The sequence below is a fragment of the Bacillus sp. FG16 genome (assembly GCF_057809515.1).
Genome location: NZ_JBMDKC010000130.1, coordinates 1 through 12,530, shown reverse-complemented (window position 1 = coordinate 12,530; position 12,530 = coordinate 1). Strand labels below are relative to the sequence as shown.

The window sequence follows — 12,530 nt, the reverse complement described above, 5'->3', positions numbered from 1 at the left end:
TGATGACATCGATGGTACTACTCTTGAAGGGGCTATCTTTAAAATTGTAGATATGAACGGTAAGGATGTTCGTTCTGATTTAACTACTGATAAAGATGGTAAAATTTCTGTTTCTGATTTACGTCCGGGAGATTATCAGTTCATTGAAACGAAAGCTCCAACTGGCTATGATTTAAACATTAAACCAATTCCTTTCACAATTACGAAAGGACAATCTCAGGTTACCTCTGTTACAGCTTTAAATAGTTTAACAACAGGTTCAATTGAGTTAACTAAAGTTGATATTGATCACCATGGAACACTTGAAGGTGCCATTTTCAATATTTTAGACCAAGATGGAAAAACCATCCGAGAAGGTTTAAAAACAGACCAACACGGAAAAGTAATCGTAAATGATTTGAAACCTGGTAATTATCAATTAGTAGAAACACAGGCTCCTAAAGGCTATCAATTAGATGCATCACCAATAAACTTTACAATTGATAAAGCCCAAGCTACGCCACTACAAATTACAGTTTCAAATAAAAAGATTGAATCTTCGTCAGGTGGAGATGACAAGCCAGTTACTCCTCCAAATAAAGAAGAAAACAAAGGCAATGAAACATCTGAGAAACACAAAAACGGAATTTCCGAAGAAACATCAAATGAAACAAATAACAAACAGCAAGATGATCGAAATACGGATAAACACCTTCCGAATACAGGTCATAAAGAAGATCCTACACAAACAGTAGGTATCATTCTTCTACTAGCTGGATTATTAAGTATTTTAGCTACAAAACGCAAAAAACATTATTAATAATGTTTTCACATCCAATCAATCTCTCAATTGATTGGATGTTTTTTTATACAAAAAGGACGATACATAAAGTATCGTCCTTTTAACGGGGTGAGGCTGCCCAAAAGTACGGAAAACCTTTGAACAGCCTCTTATTTTCATATGGATGCCTTACATATATCACTGATAATAATTATGAAATGCGGAAACATAATTACCATCAACTGATTCAAACATGAGAAATGAAACCCTACAGTGGTTCCATTCCTCTACATAATCTAAAGTTTGGGTACACTAGATTCATGCAATGTAGGAGCTTTCAGAGTAGAAAGCGAACCTTCGTTTAAAATGATAGCATACATATCTCCCTCAAAAATATGCAAATATGCATATATCGTTTTTATTTCTCAATGTCAGAATATTGAAAAATAAAAGATGCGAAGGTAAAATAAAGTCATTATCCGTCTTCTTTTGTCAGTCAGAGAGAATAGAAGAATAGGAGAGGAAAAAATGAGAAAATCATTGAAACAAAAAATAGTAAGCTCTTTGCTTGCTGTATCACTCGCTGTTAGCTTAGCTCCAATTGGGCAAGCAAAAGCGGATTCCACGTCAGAGGTTACACAAACTCCATCTATTACAAAACAGATTGATCCAAACCGCGCAATTGAACATGTTCGTTTCTTATCTGAAACAATTGGTCCTCGCCCTGGTGGAACAAAATCCGAAGAATGGGCTTCTCGTTACATTGGTATGCAGCTTAAATCAATGGGCTATGAAGTAGAATATCAGCCATTTCAGGTGCCCGATCAGTACGTTGGATTCATTGAATCACCACTATCAATAAAACGTAATTGGCAAGCTGGTGCTGCTCCTAATTCACTAATTTCTACAGAAGCTGTTACAGCTCCCCTTATCTTTGTTCAAGGTGGGACAAAATTAGAAGATATTCCAAATGAAGTAAACGGTAAAATTGTTTTATTTGAAAGAGGAACAACTGTCACTGATTATAATAAACAAGTTGAAAATGCCGTTAGCAAAGGTGCAAAAGGCGTTCTTTTATACAGTTTAATTGGAGGACGCGGAAACTATGGGCAAACTTTCAATCCTCGTTTAACGAAAAAACAATCTGTACCTGTATTTGGCCTTGCTTATGCGCAAGGAAATGCATTTAAAGAAGAAATTGCGAAAAAAGGAACTACAATCCTTTCTCTAAAGGCAAGACATGAATCTAAATTAACATCTCTAAATGTTATCGCAAAAAAGAAACCAAAAAAGAGTACAGGTAATGAAAAAGCGGTCGTTGTAAGCTCGCACTATGATAGTGTTGTCGGAGCACCTGGCGCAAATGATAATGCTTCTGGAACTGGATTAGTATTAGAACTAGCTCGTGCTTTTCAAAATGTAGAAACTGATAAAGAAATTCGTTTTATTACCTTTGGTTCTGAAGAGACTGGCTTACTTGGTTCGGATTATTATGTGAATAGTTTATCTCAAAAAGAACGTGACCGTATTTTAGGCGTCTTTAATGCTGATATGGTTGCAACAAATTATGATAAAGCAAAGAATTTATATGCTATGACACCTGATGGCTCTACAAACTTTGTAACAGACGCTGCCTTGCAAGCAGGTAAACAACTAAATAATGACCTCGTCCTACAAGGTAAATTCGGTTCTAGTGATCATGTTCCATTTACTGAAGCTGGTATTCCTGCTGCTCTATTTATTTGGATGGGTGTCGATAGTTGGAATCCATTAATCTATCATATCGAGAAGGTATACCATACACCTCAAGATAACGTATTAGAAAACATTTCACCTGAACGAATGAAAATGGCATTAGACGTTATCGGAACAGGGGTTTATAACTCGCTTCAAAAACCTGTTACTCAAACTGAACAGAAAGCTGCCTAATCATTTAAAGACCACTGATTTTTATCAGTGGTCTTTTATTGAGAAAAAATATATATGCATAAAAGCATATTTTATCCTACTCATTATCGTATACAATATTAACTGTAACAATACCGATTACAACTAATAAGGAGGCTTTTTCTATTATGAAAAAAATGATTTTAGTAGGTGCGTTAACTTTAGCAGGAATTACCGGCACTACCGCGTTTATTCCTGAAACAAAAGTCGCTGCTGCCGCTCAAGAACAAAGCTTTACAAAATTTTATTCTTTGCAAACTGGAGGTAGTTCTGAACAAGAACCTATTTTCCTTCAAAAGGGACAAGAGTTAACAATTCAACCTAACAGCAAAACTCCTAGTTACAGTGTTTATGACTCAAATCATAACCTTATTGGACGTTATTCTGATGGTTACGGCCGAATTTTCACTGCAAAAACAGATGGAAATATGTACGTTCAATTTCATGCACCTTACGTTTACTATAGTCCTGTTAGTTTTTCTGTTACTTATACAGTCCAATAAAATAAAGGGCCTTTCTCAGGGGCCCTTTATTTTGCTTCCCAATTCACTTTTACAAAACCATCTTTCACCATTAAACCACTTATACTAAATACATACTTTTCATTTGCTTTTAATGTAGCTTTAAAAGTACCTTTTTTCGATTCACAGATTTCTTTTAACTCTCTTATACCTTCTCCTTTCCTTTCATACAAGCTAAAGCATAAGTTACCACGTTTTGCATCTGTTTCATAAGAAAATGTTACTTCTGTATCTTTTGCATACTCAAGTTCAATACCTTTCCCAGCAATATCCCATGATGAGAATTTTGCCTCATAACTTGTCTCCCCTTGCTTCTCATTTTCTAAATATATATCACCAGCTCTCCACATATCATCTAACGTTTGAACAAAAGCAAAGCCGCTAAGTAATACAAACATCGCACTTGCAAATATAACAACTAATGTTACCTTTTGCTTTTTCATACTCTTCATCGTATATTCTCCTTCTATTTTCTTGTTACTTCTTCGTATCATATATAACAAAACTCCAATAAAAAATGGCAATACAATCGCTATAACACTCCACCACTTACTTATTCCACGCGTTTTCGCATCTGTATACACCCATGATGCTACACATACTAAAAGTGCTATAAAAGCCAAAAATATTGTAATCCCAGCTATCTCAAATACTACAAATGGATTAGCGAACTCTATCATGTAATTTATACTCCTTCTTTAAAAATGACTGTATGACAACATATATCGGAATGTATAGGTGCATCATAATAACTATCGTTATAATGACAGATATTTTATGATCCAAATGACTAACAAACTGCTCTAGGGTGACTGTTAATACAATCATCCAAATAGCATGAATGAAAATAACCCATTTCTTCTCTAATTTCCGAGCATTTCGCACGCTCTGTTTCGTATGATTTATCAGCTCTTCACTAGGAATCATCTCTCCCGCTAAACTACTTTTTATCTTTTGATCAAATTTATCTTCCTTCATAAACGAACCCCTCCAAATGTTCTCGCATTTGCTTCTTCGCATAATTAAGGCGGTATTTCACTGTACCAATTGGTATATTTAATATTTCACTCATTTCTTTATAAGAATATTGTTCATAATAGTAGAGTACGAGCACAGTTTTATACTTTTCATTCAATAACTGTATAACTTCCCGTATCATTTCCGCTTCCACTTTTTGAATAATTTCTTCTGATATATTCACTTCATCTGCGAAATCTATTTCTCCACCATCTTCTTTATGAAACAAATCCAATATTCGATCTTTCCATCTTTTTTTCTTACGATAAAAATCATAAAACGTACGAACACAAATTGTAGTAATCCACTTTTTATAATTATCCACGCAAGAAAGTTGGTGCCTAGAGGAAAAAACTTTTATCCAAGTCTCTTGAAAAATATCTTCCGCATCTTCTTTCGTTTTCGCTAACTTATAGCATAAGGAATATATTTGCTGCTTATATATATCAATTAATTCTTCTACCTTTTCTTCCATCATAAGCCTCCTGTCATTTATATAAGACGACGCAAATTCTCCTTTTGTTTGATAAAATTTTATTTTATTATTCTTTCCATACAAAAAGGCAATCACAACATCGTGTGATTGCCTTTTATTTAAAAACGAAAGTCCGCTTCCGCTTTTCTTTATTGTCCAGCTCCAGCGGCTAGAATACTCGGTGGCTTCGCGCCTTCCTCCGAGGCAAAGTACGCCTCTCTGTCAGGAGCTCCATCCCCCCTCCTATTTTGAGCGAGCCGCTTCCACTTTTCTTTATTACATTTTTTCCGGTGCAGATACTCCTACGATTGCTAATGCATTTTGAAGTGTAGTGCGTACTGCTTTCATTAACTCGTAACGAGCTTTACTTAATTCTAAGTTATCTTGGTTCAATACTTTTTCTGCATTGTAGAAGCTGTGTAATGCTGCTGCTAATTCAAATGCATAGCTTGTAATGCGGTGTGGCAGACGTTTTTGTGCTGCATCCGCAACTACAGCTGGGAATTCACCAAGTTTTTTCAGTAACTCTACTTCTTTCTCAGAAGTAACAAGTTTGTAATTCACGTCTCCATCTGCAGCTAATCCTAACTCTTCACCTTGACGAAGGATACTGCATACACGAGCATGAGCATATTGTGCATAGTATACTGGGTTTTCATTAGATTTTGATACAGCTAAGTCCATATCGAAGTCTAAATGAGAATCACCGCTACGCATCGCGAAGAAGTATCTCATTGCGTCCACGCCTACTTCTTCCATAAGCTCACGAAGTGTAACTGCTTTACCTGTACGCTTACTCATTTTCATTTTTTCACCATTTTGGTACAGTTGTACCATTTGGATGATTTCTACTTCAAGTGTTTCTTTATCGTAACCTAGCGCTTGAATAGCAGCTTTCATACGAGGAATGTAACCGTGGTGATCAGCACCCCAAATATTGATTAGCTTATCGAAACCACGCTCTAATTTATCGCGATGGTAAGCAATATCTGGCGTTAAGTATGTGTAAGAACCGTCATTTTTAATTAATACACGGTTTTTGTCGTCACCGTAAGTCATTGAACGGAACCAAGTTGCTCCGCCTTCTTCGAAAATTTCGTCACGCTCTTTTAATACAGCGAGTGCAGCATCAATTTTTCCGTTTTTGTATAATGATGTTTCTGAGAACCATACATCAAATTTAACACGGAAGCTCTCTAAGTCTTTTTGAAGTTTTGCTAACTCATATTTCAAACCATATTCACGGTAGAATTCATAGCTTTCTTTTTCATCAGCTTTTGCGTAACGATCGCCAAACTCTTCAGCTAAACGTTTACCGATTCCAATGATATCCGCACCATGGTAACCGTCTTCTGGCATTTCTTTCTCTAAACCTAAAGCTTGCATGTAACGAGCTTCAACAGAAAGAGCTAAGTTATGAATTTGGTTACCAGCATCATTGATATAGTACTCACGAGATACATCGTATCCTGCTTTTGCTAATACGTTACATAAAGTGTCACCTACTGCCGCACCACGTGCATGTCCTAAGTGAAGGTCACCTGTTGGATTCGCAGATACGAACTCAACTTGTACTTTTTCACCTTTACCAGTATTCGTTTCACCGTAAGCTTCACCAGCGTTTACGATTGTTGGAATTAAATCTGTTAAGTAGCTATTATCCATATAGAAGTTAATAAAACCAGGACCAGCGATTTCGATTTTTTCAATAGAAGCTTTTGCTTTATCGAAGTTTGCAACTAGTTCTTCTGCAATCATACGAGGTGCTTTTTTCGCAACGCGTGCAAGTTGCATTGCCATGTTTGTAGAGAAGTCACCATTTGTTTTATCTTTTGGGGATTCTAATACAACGTTTGGAATCTGTTCTTCTGTCGCTAATTCTGCCTTTAATACAGCAGCTTGAATTTCTTCTTTAATCAATCCTTTTACCTGTTCTAAGGAATTCATTATTTTGCCTCCTTCAAATTAATTGTAATTGTATATCTGCCAGCTTCTTGTTCACTTAGAAGCAATGCGTACGTTAAGAAGAGTTGTCCTTTTTTCTTTTCATCCGACCATTTAAAAAGAACGTTATCAGTTTTCGTTTGCAGTGCAAACGTACCAAGTTCACTCGTATACGTACCCGTTGTCCATTCACCTTTCACATGCGTCTGACGCATAGAAATAGCACCTGAACGCATAATGAGAACTTGTTCATCTTGAATCTTAATAATTGTTTTCACTTCGCCTTGTTCGTTCGGCTCCTGGAATGTTACATATGTACCTTGACCTTTTACATAGTATTGACCATTTGCTTCAAAAGCAACGGTTTCCTTCCTCGCCCCTTCACGGATTTCTGTTACGAAATGAACGTGTACCGGCAAGCCTGCAAGTTGTTTCTTCACGTCTTGCACACCTTTCAAATGTTATAGATATTAAATACTACTTATAATAAATCACTTTTCCTATCATATCAAAAAAAGACGCTGTCTGTCTGCTGAAAAATCAGGAAAACTCCATTTCAAAAAATAATTAACTTCTACTTTATTTCATGTGATAAAATATTTTTTAAATCTAAATATTCTTTCAATTATAGAGGTGAATTCAGTGATACCAACAAAGTTAAAAAAGGGTGATGAAATACGCGTGATTTCACCATCCTGTAGTTTAAGTATTGTTTCAAATGAAAATAGAAAACTTGCTATAAAAAGATTAACTGACATGGGCTTTCAAGTGACATTCTCAAAATATGCCGATGAGATAGGTCGATTTGCTTCCTCTTCTATTTCTTCCCGCTTCCAAGACCTCCATGAAGCATTTAGAGACCCTAATGTAAAAGCTATTTTAACTACACTTGGCGGATACAACTCGAATGGTTTATTGAAACATCTCAATTATGATTTAATTCGTGAAAACCCAAAATTTTTCTGTGGTTATTCTGATATTACTGCCTTAAATAATGCAATTTACGCAAAAACGGGTCTCGTTACATATTCAGGTCCCCACTTCTCTTCATTTGGAATGGAAAAAGGACTCCATTACACGGCTGATTACTTTTTACAATGCTTAACCACTAATGAGCCTATTGAAATCATTCCGGCGGAAACGTGGAGCGATGATTCTTGGTATATGGATCAGGAAAATCGAGAATTTATTAAAAATGAAGGGTATGTTCCAATTCAAGAGGGGGAAGTGACAGGAGAAATTATCGGTGGCAATATGAGCACACTTAATTTACTACAAGGCACACCATATATGCCAAACTTAAAGGGCAAAATTTTATTCCTTGAAGAAGACAGTTTAACAGGAAAATCGACGCTTAAAACTTTTGATCGCTATCTACATTCCCTTATGCAGCAACCTAATTTTGAACATATAACAGGTATTGTAATAGGAAGAATGCAAAAAGAAGCAGAATGTACGATAGCGGATATTCAAGAAATGATTTCTTCAAAACCTGAACTTGCACATATTCCTATCATTGCAAATGCAAATTTTGGACATACAACTCCAATTTTTACTTTTCCAATTGGTGGACATGCCAAAATCATTTCTAACAAAGAAAATACATCTATCACTATTTTAACGCACTAAAAAAGGAGCGAACGATTCGCTCCTTTTATGGTTTTTCTATTTTTTGCAATGCTTTTTGCGGGATTGACTCTTTCGATATTTCAGCCCATCCTTTTCCTTGCATACCTTTTGCATAAATTTTTATAAAAGCACCTGCATGCAATTCACGATTTACCATTCTTTTAATAATTTGTTGATTTCCGTCCTCTGTATACCCTTTAAATGTATACAAATACTCACCGTCTTTTTTCTCACCTTTATCTACAACCGCATAATAATCTTGTATTTCTTTATTTGAAAAGAAGTTGTCTACAAAAGCATGTACACCTTCTGTTTTTGTGTTTAAATAATACGCTGTTCCCCCTAAAATGATGGCGAATACAGCTAAAACTTTAATTACCAATTTCATACATGCGCCTCCTGTTTGCACTTCTTTCTCACTAGTATTATCTCTATACTTTTATTATACGGAAAAGAGCATACTATACTCTATCTAAAAGTCTTACACTTTCCTTACATTATTGTAAGGGATTTTTTCTTACAGCAAGTTCCCAAGAAAAAATTTTTCCGTTTCATACACTTTTATATTATTATTGAATGATACGAATTTTTATCCCGCATTAACGGGCAGTAAGACTCCCACCCCCAAATGCGGTGAATACGGGAAAAGTCGGTGGGAAACAACCGCCCGTAAATGCCCGATTGGTTCAACTAATAATCAGTGGGAAGGGACAAAACACCCACTGATTAAAGTTTCACTTTATTACAAAAATCAAAGGAGACAATTTTCAAATGGCTATCTTGCAAGGTTTAGCACTATTACTTGTTGTACTTTGTCTATTTACACTTTTCAGTTACCGTGCACCTTACGGAATGAAGGCGATGGGCGCTTTAGCTAATGCAGCAATCGCAAGTTTTCTTATTGAAGCATTTCACCGTTATATAGGTGGAGAAATGTTTCATAATGACTTTTTACAATCAGTAGGAGAAGCTTCTGGTAGTATGAGCGGTGTCGCAGCAGCGATTTTAGTCGCATTAGCAATCGGCGTTTCCCCCGTATACGCTGTTTTAATTGGTATCGCTACTAGTGGATTCGGTATTTTACCAGGATTTTTCGCTGGATACGTTTGTGCCTTCGTCGTGAAATTTCTCGAAAAGAAATTACCAGCTGGTGTAGAGTTTTTGGCAATCCTATTTATCGCTGCACCAATCTCACGTGGAATGGCAATGCTTATGGATCCGCTCGTTAACACAACACTTGGTAAAATCGGTTCTATGATATCAGTTGCAACTACAGAAAGTCCTATCATTATGGGTATTATGCTTGGTGGATTAATAACAGTTATTTCTACCTCTCCACTGAGTTCTATGGCACTAACTGCAATGCTTGGATTAACAGGTTTACCAATGGCAATTGGTAGTCTTGCCGTAGCAGCCTCAGCCCCGATGAACTTTATTTTCTTTAAGCGACTAAAAATTTGCTCAAAGAAAGACACAATCGCTGTAGCGATCGAGCCTTTAACACAAGCCGATGTTGTTTCAGCAAATCCAATTCCAATTTATGCAACAAACTTCGTTGGCGGTGCACTTGCCGGTATTATTACATCGCTATTCCAACTCGTTAATAATGCGCCAGGAACAGCATCACCAATTCCAGGTCTTCTTGTCCTATTCGGATTTAATGACGTTATAAAAGTAACGCTCGCTGCCGTACTATGTGGAATCGTTACCACTATTGTTGGTTACGTTGGATCAATTGTATTCCGCAAATATCCAATCCGCTCTGCCGATGAAATTCGCGGCATTAATTCGGAAGAGAAAGTTGCATAAGAAAAAGAGTTGTTCTCAAATGATGAGAATAACTCTTTTTTTGTCCAGCTGCAGCGGCTAGAATGATCGGTGGCTTCGCTTCTTCCTTCGAGGCAAAAAGCGCCTCTACGTCTGAAGCTCCATCCCCCTCACATTCTGAGCGAGCCGCTTCTGCTTTTACTTCTATCCAGTTACGCCTCCTAAACCCTTGCGTCTAAGAACCTTCCCTGCCAAAAGGTAAAAAGCACCTTTTGCAGGAAAGAACCTTAGTCACCGGGTCTAAACAGTCGGCTTCACTTTTATTTCACCCAACCGAGCAGCATTTCCCGCACGAATTTGCTTGCTGCGACTGGTGTTTGATCACTATGGTCGTAGACTGGAGCTACTTCTACTAAGTCTGCTCCAACTACATTTATATTTGAATTTGCAATTGCTACGATGGAATCTAATAATTCTTTAGATGTGATACCGCCAGCTTCTAACGTTCCTGTTCCTGGAGCGTGAGCTGGGTCTAATACATCAATGTCGATTGTGACATAGACTGGGCGTCCTGCAAGTTTCGGTAATACTTCTTTTAACGGTTCTAATACGTCAAATTTGTATAAGTTCATACCTACTTCTTTCGCCCATTCAAATTCTTCCTTCATTCCAGAACGAATTCCGAAAGAATATACGTTTTCCGGACCAATTAAATCACACACTTTACGAATTGGTGTAGAGTGGGATAAAGGCTCCCCTTCATACGATTCACGTAAATCAGTATGAGCATCCATGTGGATGATTGCTAAATCCGGATATTTTTTTGCCATTGCCTTAAAAATTGGCCAAGACACTAGGTGCTCACCGCCGAGACCTAGTGGAAACTTATCGGCATCTAAAAGTTTTGATACATACTCTTCAATCATGTCTAAGCTGCGTTGTGCGTTTCCGAATGGTAATGGGATATCACCCGCATCAAAATATTTTACCTCTTCTAGTTCACGATCTAAATACGGACTATATTCTTCAAGACCGATTGATACTTCACGAATACGTGCAGGGCCAAAACGAGATCCTGGACGGTAACTTACTGTCCAATCCATAGGCATCCCATAAATAACTACCTTTGACTCTTCAAAACTTGGATGACTTTTAATAAATACTTTACCTGAATAAGCTTCATCAAAACGCATATTCTTTTCCTCCTTATGTGGAACTTAAGGTATCCCAACCTTTCACTATTTCTCAAATTTGGAGCGAATTGCTCCTCTTTCTCGATTTACCGGGGTCTTCTTTTTAACAACAAGAAGACGATTTTCTCTACAGAAGTGTAAGTAGCTAGCATGTTCAAGTCTTCTGGACAAACACCTTAAATGAGCTACTCACACTTTATTTGTTCAAATTCGATTTTCTTACTTAATTAAATCGCCAACAAATTTCGGTAATGCGAATGCTGCATTGTGCAATTCTTTTGTGTAGTATTTCGTTTCGATTTCGTGGAAACGCTCTTCACTTACTTCTAATGGATCATGTTTTTTAGATCCGATTGTGAACGTCCAAAGACCACTTGGGTATGTTGGAATGTTCGCTGTGTATAAACGAGTAATTGGGAAAATCTCTTTTACATCTTTAAACACAGTTGTAATTAACTCTGGTGTGAACCAAGGGTTGTCCGTTTGTGCAACGAAAATACCGTCTTCTTTTAATGCTTTAGAGATTCCAGCGTAGAAACCTTTCGTAAATAAGTTTACTGCTGGTCCTACTGGCTCAGTAGAATCTACCATAATTACGTCGTATTCATTTTCGCTTTCTGCGATGTGTAGGAAACCGTCTCCTACTTTTACTTCTACACGCTCATTATCTAATGCGCCTGCGATTGATGGTAAGTATTGTTTAGAGTACTCAATTACTTTTCCATCAATTTCAACAAGAGTTGCTTTCTTTACACTTGGGTGTTTTAACACTTCGCGAATAACACCGCCATCGCCGCCGCCAACAACTAATACGTTCTCAGGGTTTGGATGTGTAAATAAAGGTACGTGCGCTACCATTTCGTGATAAACGAACTCGTCCTTTTCTGTTGTCATAACCATGCCGTCTAAAATAAGCATGTTTCCGAACTCTTCCGTTTCAACCATATCAAGTTTTTGGAATTCTGTTTGCTCCGTATGTAATGTGCGGTTAATACGCGCCGTAATCCCAAAATGTTTTGTTTGTTTCTCTGTGAACCATAGTTCCATCGTACAATCACGCCTTTCAATGCAAATTTATAATGAGGACATCATTAATGTCCCCTAACAAAAATAAAACAAAACATCCAAAAAGTATAGTTAAAAGTACAAAAATACCGAAAATATATTTTAGTCAGAGGGTTCTAACATATATGTATAAAGAAAACCCTTTCTTAAGAAAGGGTTTTTCAGAGTGTTGGGAAACCCTTTAGGGGTTCCCAACATTCTGGAATCATTTT

13 protein-coding genes are annotated in these 12,530 nt (G+C 36.9%); 5 read left to right on the top strand and 8 right to left on the bottom strand.

The genetic code is table 11. From position 1 onward, the window contains the following. From ACODS7_RS28605 to ACODS7_RS28595, 3 genes are all read left to right on the top strand, one after another. Positions 1-799 (top strand): MSCRAMM family protein (locus ACODS7_RS28605; protein ID WP_488828162.1); only part of this gene is annotated, 799 nt, incomplete at its 5' end. A 489-nt stretch (positions 800-1,288) separates the two neighbouring features. After that, positions 1,289-2,689, top strand: a complete 1,401-nt coding sequence (locus tag ACODS7_RS28600) for a M28 family metallopeptidase (RefSeq protein ID WP_029443677.1) — start codon at positions 1,289-1,291, stop codon at positions 2,687-2,689. 146 nt (positions 2,690-2,835) lie between these two features. Then, positions 2,836-3,210 carry a hypothetical protein gene (locus tag ACODS7_RS28595; protein ID WP_098629829.1) on the top strand — a complete coding sequence of 125 codons (375 nt, stop codon included), beginning with the start codon at positions 2,836-2,838 and terminating at the stop codon, positions 3,208-3,210. Between the two features lie 26 nt (positions 3,211-3,236). Here ACODS7_RS28595 and ACODS7_RS28590 read toward each other — a convergent pair whose 3' ends face one another. The 5 genes from ACODS7_RS28590 to ACODS7_RS28570 all read right to left on the bottom strand — a co-directional run bounded on the left by ACODS7_RS28590 (position 3,237) and on the right by ACODS7_RS28570 (position 7,104). Then, positions 3,237-3,908 (bottom strand): ABA4-like family protein, encoded by a 672-nt coding sequence (locus ACODS7_RS28590; protein WP_098629830.1) that lies wholly within the window; start codon positions 3,906-3,908, stop codon positions 3,237-3,239. Next, positions 3,892-4,206 carry an anti-sigma factor gene (locus ACODS7_RS28585; protein ID WP_098629831.1) on the bottom strand — a complete coding sequence of 105 codons (315 nt, stop codon included), beginning with the start codon at positions 4,204-4,206 and terminating at the stop codon, positions 3,892-3,894. The genes ACODS7_RS28590 and ACODS7_RS28585 overlap by 17 nt, the downstream gene beginning before the upstream one ends. Next, positions 4,193-4,720, bottom strand: a complete 528-nt coding sequence (locus ACODS7_RS28580) for an RNA polymerase sigma factor (RefSeq protein ID WP_029443681.1) — start codon at positions 4,718-4,720, stop codon at positions 4,193-4,195. The genes ACODS7_RS28585 and ACODS7_RS28580 overlap by 14 nt, the downstream gene beginning before the upstream one ends. A gap of 276 nt (positions 4,721-4,996) precedes the next feature. Further along, the gene (gene argS / locus ACODS7_RS28575) at positions 4,997-6,667 is read right to left on the bottom strand and encodes an arginine--tRNA ligase (protein WP_001086464.1); all 1,671 of its coding nucleotides are present in this window, start codon (positions 6,665-6,667) and stop codon (positions 4,997-4,999) included. After that, positions 6,667-7,104, bottom strand: coding sequence for a YwiB family protein (locus ACODS7_RS28570; protein ID WP_000744343.1), 438 nt, complete (start codon positions 7,102-7,104; stop codon positions 6,667-6,669). Before ACODS7_RS28570 ends, argS begins: the two co-directional genes overlap by 1 nt. A gap of 202 nt (positions 7,105-7,306) precedes the next feature. On the opposite strand from ACODS7_RS28570, the gene ACODS7_RS28565 reads away from it, so the two are divergent. Continuing rightward, the gene (locus ACODS7_RS28565; RefSeq protein ID WP_243168829.1) at positions 7,307-8,293 is read left to right on the top strand and encodes a S66 family peptidase; all 987 of its coding nucleotides are present in this window, start codon (positions 7,307-7,309) and stop codon (positions 8,291-8,293) included. A 25-nt stretch (positions 8,294-8,318) separates the two neighbouring features. Here the strand turns inward: ACODS7_RS28565 and ACODS7_RS28560 are convergent, their stop codons facing one another. After that, on the bottom strand, positions 8,319-8,681 hold the full coding sequence (locus ACODS7_RS28560) for a YxeA family protein (RefSeq protein WP_029443683.1): 363 nt from the start codon (positions 8,679-8,681) through the stop codon (positions 8,319-8,321). Between the two features lie 383 nt (positions 8,682-9,064). Between ACODS7_RS28560 and ACODS7_RS28555 the strand changes: the two genes are divergently transcribed. Further along, positions 9,065-10,102, top strand: coding sequence for a PTS sugar transporter subunit IIC (locus tag ACODS7_RS28555; protein ID WP_243168830.1), 1,038 nt, complete (start codon positions 9,065-9,067; stop codon positions 10,100-10,102). Between the two features lie 278 nt (positions 10,103-10,380). Here ACODS7_RS28555 and speB read toward each other — a convergent pair whose 3' ends face one another. Next, on the bottom strand, positions 10,381-11,253 hold the full coding sequence (gene speB / locus ACODS7_RS28550; protein ID WP_001209831.1) for an agmatinase: 873 nt from the start codon (positions 11,251-11,253) through the stop codon (positions 10,381-10,383). A gap of 219 nt (positions 11,254-11,472) precedes the next feature. Then, the gene (speE, locus tag ACODS7_RS28545) at positions 11,473-12,300 is read right to left on the bottom strand and encodes a polyamine aminopropyltransferase (protein ID WP_000424696.1); all 828 of its coding nucleotides are present in this window, start codon (positions 12,298-12,300) and stop codon (positions 11,473-11,475) included. Positions 12,301-12,530: the final 230 nt, after the last annotated feature.